The following is an 18,203-nucleotide window of genomic DNA, read 5'->3' as shown; positions in this document are numbered from 1 at the left end:
GAGCCGAAATGGTCGTCCGTTCGTTAATCGATCAGGGCGTTAAGCAGGTATTCGGTTATCCGGGCGGTGCGGTGCTCGATATTTATGATGCGCTGCAAACGGTCGGTGGTATTGACCACGTGCTGGTGCGCCACGAGCAGGGCGCCGTACATATGGCGGATGGCCTGGCGCGCGCGACCGGCGAAGTCGGCGTGGTGCTGGTCACCTCAGGTCCTGGCGCCACCAACGCTATCACCGGTATTGCGACCGCCTATATGGATTCCATTCCGCTGGTGATCCTCTCCGGTCAGGTGCCGTCCTCGCTGATTGGCTATGACGCCTTCCAGGAGTGCGACATGGTGGGGATTTCGCGTCCGGTGGTGAAGCACAGCTTCCTGGTGAAAAGCACCGAAGAGATTCCGACAGTGCTGAAAAAAGCCTTCTGGCTGGCGGCCAGCGGTCGTCCGGGGCCGGTGGTGATCGATCTGCCAAAAGATATTCTGAATCCGGCTAACAAGCTGCCATACGTGTGGCCGGAAACCGTCAGCATGCGCTCTTACAATCCGACGCTGCAGGGCCACAAAGGCCAGATTAAGCGCGCGCTGCAGACGCTGCTGGCGGCGCACAAGCCGGTAATTTACGTCGGCGGCGGGGCCATTACTTCTGGCTGCGAGGCGGAACTGCTGCAGCTGGCAGAGCAGCTGAATATTCCGGTCACCACTTCGCTGATGGGGCTGGGCGCGTTCCCGGGCTCGCATCGCCAGTGTGTGGGCATGCTCGGTATGCACGGCACCTATGAAGCCAACATGACCATGCACAACGCCGATCTGATCTTTGGTATCGGCGTACGCTTTGACGACCGCACCACCAACAATCTGGCGAAGTATTGCCCGAATGCCACCGTGATGCACATTGACGTCGATCCAACCTCGATCTCTAAAACCGTCAGCGCCGATATTCCGATTGTCGGCGATGCCAGACAGACGCTGACGCAGATGCTGGAGCTGCTGGCGCAGAGCGAGGCGAAGCAGGAGCTCGATAGCCTGCGTGACTGGTGGCAGAGCATTGAAGGCTGGCGCAGCCGCAAATGCCTGGAATTTGACCGCAGCAGCGACAAAATCAAACCGCAGGCGGTGATCGAAACCATTTGTCGTCTGACACACGGTGAGGCGTATGTGACCTCGGACGTCGGCCAGCACCAGATGTTCGCTGCGCTTTACTACCAGTTCGATAAACCGCGCCGCTGGATCAATTCCGGCGGCCTCGGCACTATGGGCTTTGGCCTGCCGGCGGCACTCGGCGTGAAGATGGCGCTGCCGCAGGAGACCGTAATTTGCGTGACCGGCGACGGCAGTATCCAGATGAACATTCAGGAGCTGTCGACCGCGCTGCAGTACGACCTGCCGGTGCTGGTGCTGAACCTGAACAACCGCTTCCTCGGCATGGTGAAACAGTGGCAGGACATGATTTACTCCGGCCGCCATTCACAATCTTATATGGAGTCGCTGCCGGACTTCGTGCGCCTGGCGGAAGCCTATGGCCACGTGGGCATCGCGATTCAGCATCCGGCTGAGCTGGAAGAGAAGCTGCAGCTGGCGCTCGATACGCTGGCGAAAGGGCGTCTGGTGTTTGTGGATGTCACGGTGGACGGCAGCGAGCACGTCTACCCGATGCAGATTCGCGGTGGCGCGATGGATGAGATGTGGTTGAGCAAAACGGAGAGGACTTAATTATGCGTCGTATTTTATCAGTTCTGCTGGAGAACGAATCCGGCGCATTGTCGCGCGTGGTGGGGCTGTTTTCCCAGCGCGGCTATAACATTGAGAGCCTGACCGTCGCGCCGACCGATGATCCTACCCTGTCGCGTATGACCATTCAGACCGTGGGCGACCAGAAAGTGCTGGAGCAGATCGAAAAGCAGCTGCATAAGCTGGTGGACGTGTTGCGCGTCAGCGAACTGGGGCAGGGCGCTTACGTCGAGCGTGAAATCATGCTGGTGAAGATTCAGGCCAGCGGGTACGGTCGCGAAGAGGTAAAACGCAGTGCGGAAATTTTCCGTGGGCAGATCATCGATGTGACGCCGACGCTGTACACGGTTCAGCTGGCCGGCACCAGCGATAAACTCGACGCGTTCCTCAACACCGTGCGCGAAGTGGCGGAAATCGTTGAAGTGGCGCGTTCCGGCATCGTCGGGGTATCACGCGGCGATCGCGTAATGCGTTAATACCGCAAAGTTATCATCGGTTTTCAAGCTAACCCGGCGGAATGCCGGGTTTTTTTATTTTATGCGCTTCGGCCGCTTGTGCATGAAAAGCGGTTGCTCAGCGTACTGTTCTGCGGTTAGATGTTACAAATGTTTTACCCTTAGCTACTCTGCGGACATTTTCGCCAGCCCTGGCTTATCAGAATTAAGGTGTCATCGTGAAACTGGATGAAATTGCGCGCCTGGCGGGCGTGTCGCGCACCACGGCGAGCTATGTCATCAATGGCAAAGCGCGGCAGTATCGTGTCAGCGACAAAACCGTTGAGAAAGTCATGGCGGTGGTGCGTGAGTACAACTATCACCCCAACGCGGTGGCTGCGGGCCTGCGCGCCGGAAGCACCCGTTCGATTGGTCTGGTGATTCCCGATCTGGAAAACACCAGTTATACCCGCATCGCCAACTATCTCGAACGCCAGGCGCGTCAGCGCGGCTATCAGCTGCTGATTGCCTGTTCCGAAGATCAGCCGGATAACGAAATGCGCTGCATTGAGCACCTGCTGCAGCGTCAGGTGGATGCGATCATCGTCTCCACGTCGCTGCCGCCGGAACATCCGTTCTATCAGCGCTGGGTCAACGACCCGCTGCCGATTATCGCGCTGGACCGCGCGCTGGATCGTGAACACTTCACCAGCGTGGTTGGTGCCGATCAGGATGACGCGCAGGCGCTGGCGGCTGAATTGCGTCAGCTGCCGGTGAAAAACGTGCTGTTTCTCGGCGCGCTGCCGGAGCTGTCGGTCAGCTTCCTGCGTGAAATGGGGTTCCGCGAGGCGTGGCAGGGCGATGAGCGCCCGATCGATTTCATCTATTGCAACAGCTTTGACCGCGCCGCTGCGGCGACGCTGTTTGAAAAATACCTTGAAGACCACGCGATGCCCGAAGCGCTGTTTACCACCTCGTTTGGCCTGCTGCAGGGGGTGATGGACGTAACGCTGAAGCGTGACGGCCGCTTGCCGACAGACCTGGCTATTGCAACTTTCGGCGACCACGAATTATTAGACTTTCTGGAGTGCCCGGTGCTGGCGGTAGGGCAGCGCCATCGCGATGTTGCTGAGCGTGTGCTCGAGCTGGTGCTGGCTTCGCTGGATGAGCCACGCAAACCGAAGCCGGGTTTAACCCGTATCCGCCGTAATTTATTCCGCCGCGGACAATTAAGTCGTCGCGCTAAATGAAGCGTCGGGCGAGATGTCGCCCGCGCTAATTTCTCTCATCCATATTTAACCAGACGCACACGGGCGTAAAAAAGCGTAAATTATCATCGCCCCGGCTAACGAATTATCGGCGCTGGATTTTCTTATTTGTTTACATCTTCAGCAATCGCGCATAGCAGAGCTGACGCGATGGTGCTGGGCTTCCTTTCAGAAATCCCCTAAAATGCCGCCGCCGTCGCAGATTGGGGCAGAATAATCGCAGCGGTAAAATTGCGCTAATTTTCACCGATAAATCTGACGCAAATTTTTTTTATACTGTTATTCATCAGGTTAATTTTAAATTGACCATTCATTCTCCTCTTATTCTTCTCTCCGGTTAATTTCATTCGGTGTAAAGAGTGATATTCACTTGCCGTTGCGGCTTGACAAGGATTTCATCGGCTCCGTAAACTCGTTTCGTGGTAAAAAGTGGGATAAAGTGGTGAAAACGGGTAACTGAGGGGTAGGGCTGGCATGTTCCGTGGAGCAACGTTAGTCAATCTCGACAGCAAAGGGCGCCTGGCGGTGCCGACGCGTTATCGCGAATTGCTGCTCGCAGAGTCTCAGGGTCAAATGGTTTGCACCATTGACCTCCATCAGCCCTGCCTGCTGCTTTATACCCTGCCCGAATGGGAAATTATTGAAAAAAAACTGGCCCGGTTATCCAGTATGAATCCGAACGAGCGTCGCGTGCAGCGTCTGCTGTTAGGACATGCCAGCGAGTGCCAGATGGATAACGCAGGCCGTTTACTGCTGGCGAATACGTTGCGCCAGCATGCGAGCCTGACCAAAGAAGTGATGCTGGTTGGACAGTTCAACAAGTTTGAGCTGTGGGATGAACAGACCTGGTATCAACAAGTTAAGGACGATATTGACGCAGAACAGTCAGCTCAGGAGCCTTTATCTGAGCGGTTGCAGGACTTGTCGCTATAGCTATGCAGGAAAATTTTAAACACACCACGGTGCTGCTGGATGAGGCGGTTAACGGCCTTAATATCAGGGAAGACGGCATTTATATTGACGGCACCTTTGGTCGCGGCGGTCACTCACGCCTGATCCTGTCGCAGCTTGGCGCGCACGGACAGTTACTGGCGATCGACCGCGATCCGCAAGCCATAGCCGCAGCCGCTGAGATAAAAGATCCACGTTTCTCGATTGTGCACGGGCCGTTTTCAGCGCTGGCTGAGTATGTCGAAGAGCGCGGGCTGACCGGAAAAATCGACGGCGTACTGCTGGATTTGGGCGTCTCTTCGCCTCAGCTGGATGACGCCGAGCGCGGTTTCTCCTTTATGCGCGACGGGCCGCTGGATATGCGTATGGATCCGACGCGCGGTCAGTCGGCAGCCGAGTGGTTGCAGAGCGCGGAAGAGGCAGACATTGCGTTTGTGCTGAAAACCTACGGCGAAGAGCGCTTCGCAAAACGCATCGCCCGCGCCATTGTCGAGCGCAACCGGGAACAGCCGATGACGCGCACCAAAGAGCTGGCCGATCTGATTGCGGCGGCAACGCCGGTAAAAGATAAGTTTAAGCATCCGGCGACGCGCAGCTTCCAGGCGATACGCATCTGGATCAACAGTGAGCTGGAAGAGATCGATATCGCGCTGAAAGGGGCATTAACGGTGCTGGCACCGGGCGGGCGTTTATCCATCATCAGCTTCCACTCGCTGGAGGATCGGCTGGTGAAGCGCTTCATGCGTGACCAGAGCCGCGGACCGCAGGTGCCGGCCGGGATTCCGATGACCGAGAGCCAGCTGAAAGCGCTGGGCGGACGTGAACTAAAAACCCTCGGCAAGCTGATTCCTGGCGAAGCCGAAGTCAAAGACAACCCGCGCGCGCGCAGTTCGGTCCTGCGTATCGCTGAGAGAACCGCATCGTGATTGGCAATGAGCGTCACAGCCTGCCCGGCGTCATTGGTGGCGATCTGCTGCGTTTTGGCAAGATCCCGCTGCTGCTGCTGATCGCCGTGCTGGTTTCTTCGGTGCTGGTGGTGACCACCACGCATAAGACCCGTCTGCTGACGGCGCAGCGTGAGCAGCTGGTACTGGAGCGTGATGCGCTGGATATCGAATGGCGCAACCTGATCCTCGAAGAGAATGCGCTGGGCGATCACAGCCGGGTAGAACGGATAGCAACCGATAAGCTGCAGTTGCAGCATGTTGATCCTTCACAGGAAAATATTGTGGTGCAGAAATAAGGAATCGCAGACCTCAATGAGCGGCGCAGGCAAAACGCTGAAGTTAAGAAAACAGGAAGATAAGGCCAGCTTTGTAAGCTGGCGTTTTGCGTTGCTGTGCGGCTGTATTCTTCTGGCGCTGGGCGGATTGCTGTCGCGCGTGGCGTGGCTGCAGGTGATCAGCCCGGATAAGCTGGTGAAGGAAGGCGATTTACGTTCGCTGCGCGTGCAGGAAGTGCCTACCGCGCGCGGCATGATCAGCGATCGCGCCGGACGCCCGCTGGCGGTAAGCGTGCCGGTTAACGCCATCTGGGCCGATCCCAAAGAGCTGACTGAGCACGGCGGCGTCACCGTTGATAGCCGCTGGAAAGCGCTGTCGGATGCGCTGTCGATCCCGCTTGATCAGCTGGCGGCGCGCGTCAACGCCAATCCAAAAGGGCGCTTTATTTACCTCGCCCGTCAGGTTAACCCGGCGATTGGCGAATACGTGAAAAAGCTCAAGCTGCCCGGTATTTACCTGCGTCAGGAGTCGCGCCGCTACTATCCGGCCGGTCAGGTCACTGCCCACCTGATTGGCTTCACCAACATTGACGGCCAGGGCATTGAAGGCATCGAGAAAAGCTTTGATAAATGGCTGACCGGCGAGCCGGGCGAACGTACCGTGCGCAAAGACCGCTACGGGCGGGTGATTGAGGATATCTCCTCTGTCGATAGCCGCGCCGCGCACAACCTGACGCTGAGCATCGACGAGCGCCTGCAGGCGCTGGTGTACCGCGAACTGAACAATGCCGTTGCCTTCAACAAAGCCGAATCGGGTACTGCGGTGCTGGTGGACGTGAACACCGGCGAAGTGCTGGCGATGGCCAACAGCCCGGCTTACAACCCCAATAATCTCAGCAACACGCCGAAAGACGTCATGCGTAACCGCGCTATTACCGACATCTTCGAGCCGGGTTCCACCGTGAAGCCAATGGTGGTGATGACCGCACTACAGCGCGGCGTGGTGAAAGAGAACAGCGTTCTGAACACCGTGCCGTATCGCGTCAATGGTCATGAGATCAAAGACGTGGCGCGCTACAACGAATTGACCCTTACCGGGGTTTTACAGAAGTCGAGTAACGTCGGGGTTTCACGTTTGGCGTTAGCGATGCCCTCCTCAGCACTCGTAGAAACTTACGCGCGCTTTGGACTGGGTAAACCGACCAATTTGGGGCTGGTCGGGGAAAGTAGTGGCTTATACCCTCAAAAACAACGGTGGTCTGACATAGAGAGGGCCACCTTCTCTTTCGGCTACGGGCTAATGGTAACGCCGTTACAGTTAGCGCGAGTCTACGCAACCATTGGCAGCTACGGCATCAACCGCCCGCTGTCGATTACCAAAGTTGACCCGCCGGTGGCGGGCGAGCGCGTTTTCCCGGAAGACCTGGTGAAAACCGTGATGCACATGATGGAAAGCGTGGCGCTGCCGGGTGGCGGTGGCGTTAAAGCCGCCATCAAGGGCTATCGCATCGCGATCAAAACCGGTACCGCGAAAAAAGTCGGGCCGGACGGACGCTACGTCAATAAATACATTGCTTACACCGCGGGCGTTGCGCCTGCCAGTCGCCCGCGTTTTGCGCTGGTGGTGGTGATCAACGATCCCCAGGCCGGTAAATATTATGGTGGTGCGGTTTCTGCACCGGTGTTTGGCGCCATCATGGGCGGTGTATTACGCACCATGAACATTGAACCAGATGCGCTGCCGACAATTGATAAAGACGAGTTGGTGAAGAACAGAAGTGAGGAATCAAGTGACCGATCGTAACCTGCGCGAATTACTGGCCCCGTGGGTGCCGGGCGCGCCGGCGCGTCCACTCCGTGACATGACACTGGATAGCCGCGCAGCGGCTGCTGGCGATCTGTTTATCGCCGTGGCGGGCCATCATGCTGATGGACGTCGATTTATTCCACAGGCCATCGCCCAGGGTGTGGCGGCGGTCATTGCCGAGGCTGAAGGCGAAGCCAGCGATGGTGATATCCGCGAGATGCACGGCGTCCCGGTTATCTATCTGGCTCAGCTGCCGCAGCGCCTTTCCGCGCTGGCCGGGCGTTTCTACCAGCAGCCAGCTGACAAATTAAAGCTGATTGGTGTGACCGGCACTAACGGCAAAACCACCACCACGCAGCTGATTGCGCAGTGGGCCAACCTGCTGGGCGAAACCGGTGCGGTGATGGGCACGGTGGGCAATGGCCTGTACGGTCAGCTGGTGCCGAGTGAAAACACCACCGGCTCGGCGGTGGATGTACAGCATATTTTGCACGATCTCGTCGGACACGGGGCTAGCGTCGCCGCGATGGAGGTTTCTTCGCACGGTCTGGTGCAGCATCGCGTGGCCGCGCTGCCGTTTGCCGCCGCGGTATTTACCAATCTGAGCCGCGATCACCTTGATTATCACGGTGACATGCAGGGCTACGAATCAGCCAAGTGGCTGCTGTTCTCTGAGCATCAGGTAGGCGAGGCCATCATCAACGCTGATGATGAAGTGGGCCGCCGCTGGCTGGAAAAATTACCGGATGCCGTGGCCGTTACGCTGGGCAACAATCTGCAGCCCGGCTGTCGTGGCCGCTGGCTGCAGGCGACGGCGATCGATTATCACGACGGCGGCGCACACGTGCAGTTCAGTTCGAGCTGGGGCAACGGCGAGTTTGACAGCCGCCTGATGGGCGCCTTTAACGTCAGCAATCTGCTGCTGGCGCTGGCGACACTGCTGACGCTGGATTATCCGCTCGACACGCTGGTGGCCAGTGCCAGCCAGCTGCAGCCGGTGTGCGGGCGTATGGAAGTGTTCACCGCCGCGCACAAGCCGACGGTAGTGGTGGATTACGCACATACGCCAGACGCGCTGGAGAAAGCGCTGGAAGCGGCCCGGCTGCACTGCAAGGGCCAGCTGTGGTGCGTATTTGGCTGCGGTGGCGACCGTGACAAAGGCAAACGCCCGCTGATGGGCGCGATTGCCGAACAGTTTGCCGATATCGTGGTGATCACCGATGACAATCCGCGGAGCGAAGAGCCGACGGCGATTGTTAACGACATTCTCACCGGCCTGCTCGATCCGGGCCGGGCCCGCGTCATTGCAGGACGAGCGCAGGCGGTCACCCATGCGGTGATGCAGGCCAGCGCCGACGATATCGTGCTGGTGGCCGGTAAAGGCCATGAAGATTATCAAATCATCGGCAATCGCCGCCTTGACTACTCTGACCGCGACACCGTCGCCCGTTTGCTGGGGGTAATGGCATGATTCCGGTTACGCTGAAAACCCTGGCAGAGATTAGCGGTGGGCAACTGCACGGCAGCGATCTCACTATTGCGGATGTCACCACGGATACCCGTAAAGTCACCCCAGGCAGCCTGTTTGTCGCGCTGGTGGGCGAACGTTTCGATGCACACGATTTTGCCGCCGACGCTATCGCCAGTGGCGCTCAGGCGCTGCTGGTGAACCGTCGTTTAGCGGTTGACGTGCCGCAGGTGGTGGTCGCTGACACGCGTATCGCTTTTGGTCAGCTCGGCGCCTGGGTGCGTCAGCAGGCGAAAGCGCGCGTGGTAGGGCTGACCGGCTCCTCCGGTAAAACCTCCGTGAAAGAGATGACTGCGGCGATTCTGCGCCAGTGCGGTGAAACGCTGTATACCGCCGGCAATCTCAACAACGATTACGGCGTGCCGATGACGCTATTGCGTCTTACCCCGCAACACGCGTATGCCGTGATTGAAATGGGCGCGAACCATCAGGGTGAAATCGCTTACACCACCAATCTGGTGCGTCCGGAAACCGCGCTGGTCAACAATCTGGCGGCGGCGCATCTGGAAGGCTTCGGTTCACTGGCGGGCGTGGCAAAAGCCAAAGGCGAAATCTTTGGCGGCTTACCGGTACACGGCACCGCAATCATCAACGCTGACAGCAACGATCTGCCCAACTGGCAGCCGCAGTTCGCAGACAAAACCCTGTGGCGCTTTTCGCCGCAGCCGATGGCAGACGCGGAGTTCCGCGCCAGCGATATCGTACTGCGCGCTGACGCCACGCTGTTTACCCTGCACACGCCGCGCGGCGACATCGCCGTCGAGCTGCCGCTGCCGGGCCGGCACAATATCGCTAATGCGCTGGCTGCTGCCGCGCTGGCGCTGTCGGTTGACGCGCCGTTAACCGCTATCCAGTCTGGCCTTAAAACCTTACAGCCCGTTCCTGGGCGCCTGTTCCCGATTCGCCTCGCCGGTAATCAGCTGCTGCTGGATGACAGCTACAACGCCAACGTCGGTTCGATGACCGCCGCTGCGCAGGTGCTGGGCGATATGCCGGGCTTCCGCGTCATGGTGGTGGGTGACATGGGTGAGCTGGGCGAAGAAGCCGAAGCCTGTCATCGTCAGGTGGGCGAAGCGGCGAAAGCCGCCGGTATTGATTGTGTGCTGAGCACCGGCAGCTTCAGCCATTTGATTAGTGAAAGCAGCGGCCGGGGCGAACATTTCGCCAGTAAAGCTGAACTGACTGAACGTTTACGCACGCTGCTGTCCCAACATGCGGACATCACTATTTTGGTTAAAGGTTCACGTAGTGCCGCCATGGAGCAGGTAGTACAGAGCTTACAGGAGAAAGGAACATGCTAGTCTGGCTGGCCGAACATCTGGTCGCATTTTATTCCGGCTTTAACGTCTTTTCCTATCTGACGTTTCGCGCCATTGTCAGCCTGCTGACCGCTCTGTTCATCTCTTTATGGATGGGCCCGCGCCTGATCGCCTGGCTGCAGAAACTGCAGATTGGCCAGGTGGTACGTAACGATGGTCCGGAGTCGCACTTCAGCAAGCGCGGCACGCCGACCATGGGCGGCATAATGATTCTGACCTCCATCACGGTTTCGGTGCTGATGTGGGCTTATCCGTCCAATCCTTACGTCTGGTGCGTGCTGGTGGTGCTGGTCGGTTTTGGCGTAATTGGCTTTGTTGATGACTATCGCAAAGTGGTGCGTAAAGACACTAAGGGCCTGATCGCGCGCTGGAAATATTTCTGGATGTCGGTGATTTCGCTCGGCGTGGCGTTCGCGCTGTTCATCGCCGGTAAAGATACGCCTGCCACACAGCTGGTGGTGCCGTTCTTCAAAGATGTTATGCCGCAGCTCGGCCTGTTCTACGTGGTGCTGGCCTACTTTGTGATTGTCGGAACCGGTAATGCGGTAAACCTGACAGACGGTCTGGATGGTCTGGCCATCATGCCAACGGTGTTTGTCGCGGCGGGATTTGCACTGGTGGCCTGGGCGACCGGTAACGTGAAATTTGCCGAGTATCTGCACATTCCGTATCTGCGTCACGCCGGTGAGCTGGTGATTGTCTGTACCGCGATTGTCGGGGCCGGTCTCGGCTTCCTGTGGTTCAACACCTATCCGGCGCAGGTCTTTATGGGCGACGTGGGTTCGCTGGCGCTGGGTGGCGCACTGGGTACGCTGGCAGTGCTGCTGCGTCAGGAATTTTTGCTGGTGATCATGGGCGGCGTATTTGTGGTCGAGACGCTGTCGGTGATTCTGCAGGTGGGTTCGTTCAAGCTGCGCGGTCAGCGTATTTTCCGCATGGCACCGATTCACCACCACTATGAACTGAAAGGCTGGCCGGAGCCGCGCGTGATCGTGCGCTTCTGGATTATTTCGCTGATGCTGGTGCTGATTGGCCTGGCAACGCTCAAGGTACGTTAATCATGGCTGACTATCGGGGCAGAAAAGTCGTCATCATTGGATTAGGCATCACCGGCCTGTCCTGTGTTGATTTCTTCCTCGCGCAGGGCGTAACGCCCCGCGTGATGGATACCCGTGTGTCACCGCCGGGGCTGGACAAACTGCCAGAGCAGGTGGAGCGCCACGTTGGCGGTATCAACAGCGACTGGCTGCTGGCATGCGATCTGATCATCGCCAGCCCGGGCATCGCGCTGGCGCACCCGGCGCTGAGCGAAGCGGCCGACGCCGGCATTGAAATTGTCGGCGATATCGAACTGTTCTGCCGTGAAGCGCAGGCGCCGATTGTGGCGATCACCGGTTCCAATGGCAAAAGTACCGTCACCACGCTGGTGGGCGAAATGGCGCGCGCCGCGGGCTGGCAGGTGGGCGTAGGCGGCAACATTGGGCTGCCAGCGCTGACGCTGCTCAAATCGCCGGCGCAGCTGTATGTGCTGGAGCTTTCCAGCTTCCAGCTGGAAACCACCCACAGCCTGAAAGCGGCGGCGGCAACCATCCTCAACGTCACTGAGGATCATATGGATCGCTATCCGCTCGGCATGCAGCAGTACCGCGCCGCTAAATTACGCATCTATGAAAACGCGGATATCTGCGTGGTGAATGCCGACGATGGCATGACCATGCCGGTGCGCGGTGCCGATCGCCGCTGCGTCAGCTTTGGCATCGACGTTGGCGATTATCACCTCAACCAGCAGCAGGGCAGTACCTGGCTGCGGGTGAAGGGCGAGAAAGTCCTTAATACCGACGAGATGAAGCTGGTCGGGCAGCACAATTACACCAATGCGCTTGCCGCGCTGGCGCTGGCCGATGCGGTGAATATCCCGCGCGCCTCCAGCCTGAAAGCGTTAACCACCTACAGCGGCCTGCCGCATCGCTTCCAGCTGGTGCACGAAGCGCATGGCGTGCGCTGGATTAATGATTCGAAAGCCACCAACGTGGGCAGCACCGAAGCCGCGCTTAACGGCCTGCAGGTGAAAGGTACGCTGTGGCTGCTGCTGGGTGGCGATGGCAAAGGGGCGGACTTTACGCCGCTGGCGCGCTATCTGCAGGGCGACAACGTGCGGCTGTTCTGCTTTGGCCGCGACGGCGATGCGCTGGCCGCGCTGCGTCCGGCAGTGGCGACGCGCACCGACACGCTCGAACAGGCGATGACGCAGATTGCCGCGCAGGTGCAGGCGGGCGACCTGGTGCTGCTGTCACCGGCGTGCGCCAGCCTCGACCAGTTCCGTAATTTTGAACAGCGCGGCGATCGCTTCGCGCAACTGGCGAAGGAGCTGAGCTGATGCGTATTCCCGGAGCCAGTATCGCCAGTTTTATTTCGCTGCGCCTGCGTGATTGGGTGATGGGCGCGCGCGACAACGACGACGCGCCGGTGGTGCTGTATGACCGCACGCTGCTGTGGCTGACATTTGGCCTGGCGATTATCGGTTTTGTCATGGTCACCTCGGCGTCGATGCCGGTTGGACAGCGTCTTAACGACGATCCGTTCTACTTTGCCAAGCGAGATGCCTTTTATATCGCACTGGCGCTGGGGATGGCGTTAGTGACGCTGCGCGTACCGATGGATTTCTGGCAGCGCTACAGCAACGCGATGCTGATGGCCTCGGTGGCGATGCTGCTGATCGTACTGGTGGTCGGTAGCTCGGTTAACGGCGCATCGCGCTGGATCGCGCTCGGGCCGCTGCGTATTCAGCCAGCGGAGTTATCCAAGCTGTCGCTGTTCTGCTATCTCGCCAGTTATCTGGTGCGCAAAGTGGAAGAGGTGCGTAACAACTTCTGGGGCTTCTGTAAGCCGATGGGCGTGATGGTGGTGCTGGCGGTGCTGCTGCTGGCCCAGCCAGACCTCGGCACCGTGGTAGTGCTGTTTGTTACCACGCTGGCGATGCTGTTCCTGGCGGGCGCCAAACTGTGGCAGTTCCTGGCGATTATCGGCTCCGGCATTTTCGCCGTGGTGCTGCTGATTATCGCGGAACCTTACCGTATGCGCCGCGTGACCTCCTTCTGGAACCCGTGGGAAGATCCGTTCGGCAGCGGCTATCAGCTGACCCAGTCACTGATGGCGTTTGGCCGCGGTGAGTTCTGGGGGCAGGGCCTGGGCAACTCGGTGCAGAAACTGGAGTATCTGCCGGAAGCGCATACCGACTTTATCTTCTCAATTATCGGTGAAGAGTTGGGTTATGTCGGTGTGGTTTTGGCGCTGTTGATGGTATTCTTCGTCGCTTTTCGCGCAATGTCGATTGGCCGTCGCGCGCTGGAGATCGACCAGCGTTTTTCCGGCTTCCTCGCCTGTTCCATTGGCGTGTGGTTTAGCTTCCAGGCGCTGGTTAACGTTGGTGCGGCGGCGGGTATGCTGCCGACCAAGGGCCTGACGCTGCCGCTGATCAGTTACGGTGGATCGAGTCTGATCATTATGTCGACCGCCATCGTGTTTTTATTGCGCATAGATTATGAAACACGTCTGGCAAAAGCCCAGGCGTTTACCCGAGGTGCCCGATGAGTGGTAAACGGCTGATGGTCATGGCAGGGGGTACCGGCGGACATGTGTTCCCCGGACTGGCCGTGGCGCATCATCTGATCGAACAAGGCTGGCAGGTGCGCTGGCTGGGAACGGCAGACCGGATGGAAGCCGATCTGGTGCCAAAGCATGGCATCGATATCGACTTCATCCGCATCAGCGGACTGCGCGGTAAAGGCGTAAAGGCCCTGCTGCTGGCACCGGTGCGCATCTTCAATGCGTGGCGCCAGGCGCGCCGCATCATGAAAAACTGGCAGCCGGATGTGGTGCTGGGCATGGGCGGATATGTTTCCGGTCCGGGCGGCCTTGCGGCGTGGAGTTGCGGCATCCCGGTGGTGCTGCACGAGCAGAACGGCATTGCCGGCCTGACCAATAAGTGGCTGGCGAAAATCGCCACCACAGTGATGCAGGCCTTTCCGGGCGCGTTCCCCACTGCCGAGGTGGTGGGCAACCCGGTGCGTAATGATGTGCTGGCGCTGCCGCTTCCGGCGCAGCGTCTGGCACACCGCAGCGGGCCGATTCGCGTGCTGGTGATTGGCGGTAGTCAGGGCGCGCGCATCCTCAATCAGATCGTGCCGCAGGTCGCCGCCGAACTGGGTGACGCCATCACGTTGTGGCATCAGACCGGCAAAGGCGCACGGGAGACCGTGCAGCAGGCGTATCAGGCCGCTGGCCAGCCGCAGCACAAGGTCACCGAGTTTATCGATGACATGGCGCAAGCCTATGCGTGGGCCGATGTGGTGGTGTGCCGCTCCGGCGCGCTGACCGTCAGTGAAGTGGCGGCGGCGGGTTTACCGGCGATTTTCGTGCCGTTCCAGCACAAAGATCGTCAGCAGTACTGGAATGCGCTGCCGCTGGAAAAAGCCGGCGCGGCCAAAATTTTCGAGCAGCCGCAGTTTACTGCTGCGGCCGTCGCAGACACGCTGCGCCACTGGGATCGCGCCACGCTGCTGGCGATGGCGAAAAAAGCCCGCCAGGTCGCGATTCCTGATGCGACCGAACGGGTGGCACAAGAGGTTGCGCGCGTCGCGAAGTAAGTTAACCGGTCAGTTTGACTGGCCTGCATCTGAATGCAGGTGCAAACGGGAAAACAGGTAACAGAGACAGATGAATACACAACAATTGGCAAAACTGCGTTCTATTGTGCCCGAGATGCGTCGCGTCCGGCACATCCACTTTGTCGGCATCGGCGGTGCCGGCATGGGCGGTATTGCCGAGGTGTTGGCGAACGAAGGCTATCACATTAGCGGCTCCGATCTGGCGCCCAATCCGGTTACGCAGCATCTGGCCTCGCTGGGCGCGACCATTTACTTCAACCATCGCCCGGAAAATGTTACCGACGCCAGCGTCGTCGTGGTTTCTACCGCCGTGGCGCAGGACAACCCGGAGCTGGTGGCGGCGCGTGAGCAGCGTATCCCGGTGATCCGCCGGGCGGAGATGCTGGCTGAGCTGATGCGTTTCCGGCACGGCATCGCGATTGCCGGCACGCACGGTAAAACCACCACCACCGCGATGGTGACCAGTATTTATGCGGAAGGCGGTCTCGATCCGACGTTCGTCAATGGCGGTCTGGTCAAAGCGGCGGGTACGCACGCGCGCCTCGGCAGCAGCCGTTATCTGATTGCGGAAGCGGACGAAAGCGACGCGTCTTTCCTGCATCTGCAACCGATGGTGGCGATTGTCACTAACATCGAAGCGGATCACATGGATACCTATCAGGGCGATTTTGAGAACCTGAAGCAGACGTTTATTAACTTCCTGCACAACCTGCCGTTCTACGGGCGCGCGGTGATGTGCGTGGACGATGTGGTGATTCGCGATCTGATTCCGCGCGTGGGCCGTCAGGTCACCACTTATGGTTTCAGCGACGATGCGGATGTGCGGGTCGAAAACTACGAACAGCGCGGCGCGCAGGGCCACTTCACCCTGATTCGTCAGGACAAGCCGGTGCTGCACGTGACGCTGAATGCGCCGGGTCGCCATAACGCGCTGAATGCCGCGGCAGCCGTAGCGGTTGCCAGCGAAGAGGGCATTGACGACAACGCTATTCTGGCGGCGCTGGAGAGTTTCCAGGGCACCGGTCGACGTTTCGACGTGTTGGGCGAGTTTGACACTGCAGCCGTTAACGGTAAGCCAGGCAGCGCGATGCTGGTCGACGATTATGGCCATCATCCGACCGAAGTGGATGTCACCATCAAAGCGGCGCGCGCCGGCTGGCCAGAGAAAAAGCTGGTGATGGTGTTTCAGCCGCATCGCTACACGCGCACCCGCGACCTGTTCGATGATTTCGCCAATGTGCTGTCACAGGTGGATGTGTTACTGATGCTGGATGTCTACCCGGCGGGCGAAGCCGCTATTCCGGGCGCGGACAGCCGTTCACTGTGCCGTGCCATCCGCAATCGCGGCAAGGTCGATCCGATTCTGGTCTCCGAGCACGAAGCGCTGCCGGATGCGCTGGCACCGCTGCTGTCCGGCGACGATCTGGTGATTGTGCAGGGCGCCGGCAACATCGGCAAAATTGCCCGCAAGCTGGCTGAGATTCAGCTGCAGCCGGCTCTGAACACGGAGGCGCGCCATGGCTGAGAAAGTCGCGGTATTGATGGGCGGTACCTCCGCCGAGCGCGAGGTGTCACTGATGTCCGGCAGCGCGGTGCTGGCAGGACTGCGTGAGATGGGCATTGATGCGCACGGTGTCGACACCCGTGACGTCTCAGTGCTGGACCTCCGGCAGCAGGGCTTTGCCAAAGCGTTTATCGCGCTGCACGGTCGCGGTGGCGAAGATGGCACGCTGCAGGCGCTGCTGGAGTTTCTGCAACTGCCCTACACCGGCAGCGGCGTCATGGCGTCGGCCATCACCATGGATAAACTGCGCAGCAAACTGCTGTGGCAGGGCAGGGGATTGCCGGCGGGCAAATTTGTCTGGCTGACGCGCCAGCAGTATGAGCAGGGGCTGGATGCTGCAGCGCAGGCGTCGATTGACGCGCTCGGACTGCCGCTGTTTGTGAAGCCAAGCTGTGAAGGTTCCAGCGTTGGCATCAGCCGCGTGAACCAGGCGGAAGCGCTGCCAGCCGCGCTGCAGGAGGCGTTTCGCCATGATGATGACGTGCTGGTGGAAGCTTTTCTCAGCGGTGCCGAATACACCGTGGGCATCGTCGGCGACGAAATTCTGCCGTCAATCAGAATTCAGACCGCCAGCGAGTTCTATGACTATGAAGCAAAATACATTTCTGACGATACTCAATACTTCTGCCCGAGCGGCCTGAGTGCGGAGAAAGAGGCGGAACTGCAGACATTAGTGCTGGCGGCGTGGCGCGCGTTAGGCTGCAGCGGCTGGGGACGGGTTGATGTGATGGTCGACGGTGACGGCAATTTCCAGCTGCTGGAAGTTAACACCTCGCCTGGCATGACCAGCCACAGCCTGGTGCCGATGGCGGCGAAGCAGGCGGGATACAGCTTCCCGCAACTGGTGGCGCGCATTCTGGAGCTGGCTGACTGATATGTCTCAGGCGGCACTGCGCGTTAGAAATCGCGAACCTCAGGAGCGTGCGCGCTCCGGACGGAGCAATGGGGCACGGCTGTTTGGCATCGTGTTCCTGCTGCTGGTGATGGGCATCATGGTGGCTGGCGGCCTCGTGGTGCTGAAGTGGATGAATGATGCGTCGCGTCTGCCGCTGTCGAAGCTGGTGGTGACGGGCGAAACCCACTACACCACGCACGATGATATTCGTCAGGCGATTTTATCGCTCGGCGCGCCGGGAACGTTCATGTCGCAGAACGTGGACATTATCCAGCAGCAGATCGAGCGGTTACCGTGGATTAAACAGGTTAGCGTGCGCAAGCAGTGGCCTGATGAGCTGAAGATAAACCTGGTGGAGTTTGTCCCGGTGGCACGCTGGAATGACTCGCACATGGTGGACGCCGATGGCGTCTCCTTCAGCGTCCCGGCCAGCCACATCGGCAAAGAAACGTTGCCGATGCTGTATGGGCCGGAAGGCAGTGAGAAAGAGGTATTGGCCGGCTATCACACCATGAGTGATGTGCTGCGGGCCAGTAAGTTTACCCTGAAGGTCGCGTCGATGACGGCGCGGCGCTCGTGGCAGCTGGTGACCAGCGACGATGTGCGCATCGAACTGGGGCGCAGCGATACCATGAAGCGTCTGAACCGTTTTATTGAGCTCTATCCGGAGTTGCAGCAGCAGGGCCAGAGTCAGAACCAGCGCATCAGCTATGTTGATCTACGCTATGACTCCGGCGCCGCAGTAGGCTGGGCACCGGCACCGATTGAGCCACAGGACAGTAATCAGCAACAAAACCAGGCACAGGCTAAACCACAATGAT

The 18,203-nt window shown here is 59.2% G+C and carries 16 protein-coding genes; all 16 read left to right on the top strand.

Annotated elements, in window-relative coordinates; translation table 11 throughout:
- Positions 1–1,709 (top strand): acetolactate synthase 3 large subunit (gene ilvI, locus QMM04_RS13315; RefSeq protein ID WP_282996329.1); only part of this gene is annotated, 1,709 nt, incomplete at its 5' end.
- A gap of 2 nt (positions 1,710–1,711) precedes the next feature.
- Positions 1,712–2,203: an acetolactate synthase small subunit gene (ilvN, locus tag QMM04_RS13310; protein WP_010615603.1), complete on the top strand. Its 492-nt coding sequence runs from the start codon at positions 1,712–1,714 to the stop codon at positions 2,201–2,203.
- A 197-nt stretch (positions 2,204–2,400) separates the two neighbouring features.
- Positions 2,401–3,411: a catabolite repressor/activator gene (cra, locus tag QMM04_RS13305; RefSeq protein WP_282996328.1), complete on the top strand. Its 1,011-nt coding sequence runs from the start codon at positions 2,401–2,403 to the stop codon at positions 3,409–3,411.
- A gap of 492 nt (positions 3,412–3,903) precedes the next feature.
- A complete protein-coding gene (mraZ, locus tag QMM04_RS13300) occupies positions 3,904–4,362 on the top strand; it encodes a division/cell wall cluster transcriptional repressor MraZ (protein ID WP_021507569.1) in 459 nt (152 codons plus the stop codon).
- A 2-nt stretch (positions 4,363–4,364) separates the two neighbouring features.
- Positions 4,365–5,306: a 16S rRNA (cytosine(1402)-N(4))-methyltransferase RsmH gene (gene rsmH, locus QMM04_RS13295; RefSeq protein WP_021507568.1), complete on the top strand. Its 942-nt coding sequence runs from the start codon at positions 4,365–4,367 to the stop codon at positions 5,304–5,306.
- Entirely contained in the window at positions 5,303–5,623 is a 321-nt protein-coding gene (gene ftsL, locus QMM04_RS13290) for a cell division protein FtsL (RefSeq protein WP_021507567.1), read from the top strand. The genes rsmH and ftsL overlap by 4 nt, the downstream gene beginning before the upstream one ends.
- Positions 5,624–5,639: 16 nt before the next feature.
- Positions 5,640–7,406 carry a peptidoglycan glycosyltransferase FtsI gene (locus tag QMM04_RS13285; protein WP_282996327.1) on the top strand — a complete coding sequence of 589 codons (1,767 nt, stop codon included), beginning with the start codon at positions 5,640–5,642 and terminating at the stop codon, positions 7,404–7,406.
- A complete protein-coding gene (murE, locus tag QMM04_RS13280) occupies positions 7,393–8,880 on the top strand; it encodes a UDP-N-acetylmuramoyl-L-alanyl-D-glutamate--2,6-diaminopimelate ligase (protein WP_282996326.1) in 1,488 nt (495 codons plus the stop codon). Before QMM04_RS13285 ends, murE begins: the two co-directional genes overlap by 14 nt.
- Positions 8,877–10,238 (top strand): UDP-N-acetylmuramoyl-tripeptide--D-alanyl-D-alanine ligase, encoded by a 1,362-nt coding sequence (gene murF, locus QMM04_RS13275; protein ID WP_104188111.1) that lies wholly within the window; start codon positions 8,877–8,879, stop codon positions 10,236–10,238. The genes murE and murF overlap by 4 nt, the downstream gene beginning before the upstream one ends.
- Positions 10,232–11,314, top strand: coding sequence for a phospho-N-acetylmuramoyl-pentapeptide-transferase (gene mraY / locus QMM04_RS13270; protein ID WP_021507563.1), 1,083 nt, complete (start codon positions 10,232–10,234; stop codon positions 11,312–11,314). Before murF ends, mraY begins: the two co-directional genes overlap by 7 nt.
- 2 nt (positions 11,315–11,316) lie before the next feature.
- Positions 11,317–12,633: a UDP-N-acetylmuramoyl-L-alanine--D-glutamate ligase gene (gene murD / locus QMM04_RS13265; protein ID WP_058770622.1), complete on the top strand. Its 1,317-nt coding sequence runs from the start codon at positions 11,317–11,319 to the stop codon at positions 12,631–12,633.
- Positions 12,633–13,847 carry a cell division protein FtsW gene (ftsW, locus tag QMM04_RS13260; RefSeq protein WP_021507561.1) on the top strand — a complete coding sequence of 405 codons (1,215 nt, stop codon included), beginning with the start codon at positions 12,633–12,635 and terminating at the stop codon, positions 13,845–13,847. Before murD ends, ftsW begins: the two co-directional genes overlap by 1 nt.
- A complete protein-coding gene (gene murG, locus QMM04_RS13255) occupies positions 13,844–14,902 on the top strand; it encodes an undecaprenyldiphospho-muramoylpentapeptide beta-N-acetylglucosaminyltransferase (RefSeq protein WP_150360694.1) in 1,059 nt (352 codons plus the stop codon). The genes ftsW and murG overlap by 4 nt, the downstream gene beginning before the upstream one ends.
- 70 nt (positions 14,903–14,972) lie before the next feature.
- A complete protein-coding gene (gene murC, locus QMM04_RS13250; RefSeq protein WP_031279704.1) occupies positions 14,973–16,448 on the top strand; it encodes a UDP-N-acetylmuramate--L-alanine ligase in 1,476 nt (491 codons plus the stop codon).
- The gene (locus QMM04_RS13245; protein ID WP_058770620.1) at positions 16,441–17,361 is read left to right on the top strand and encodes a D-alanine--D-alanine ligase; all 921 of its coding nucleotides are present in this window, start codon (positions 16,441–16,443) and stop codon (positions 17,359–17,361) included. Before murC ends, QMM04_RS13245 begins: the two co-directional genes overlap by 8 nt.
- Before the next feature lies 1 nt (position 17,362).
- Positions 17,363–18,202: a cell division protein FtsQ gene (gene ftsQ, locus QMM04_RS13240; RefSeq protein ID WP_058780440.1), complete on the top strand. Its 840-nt coding sequence runs from the start codon at positions 17,363–17,365 to the stop codon at positions 18,200–18,202.
- The last annotated feature ends 1 nt before the right edge of the window (position 18,203 follow it).

The organism is Pantoea sp. Pa-EAmG (genome assembly GCF_030024295.1).
GTDB classification, from domain to species: domain Bacteria; phylum Pseudomonadota; class Gammaproteobacteria; order Enterobacterales; family Enterobacteriaceae; genus Pantoea; species Pantoea dispersa.
Note: the sequence above shows the minus strand (reverse complement) of the source record. Positions and strands in the feature narration are given on the sequence as shown.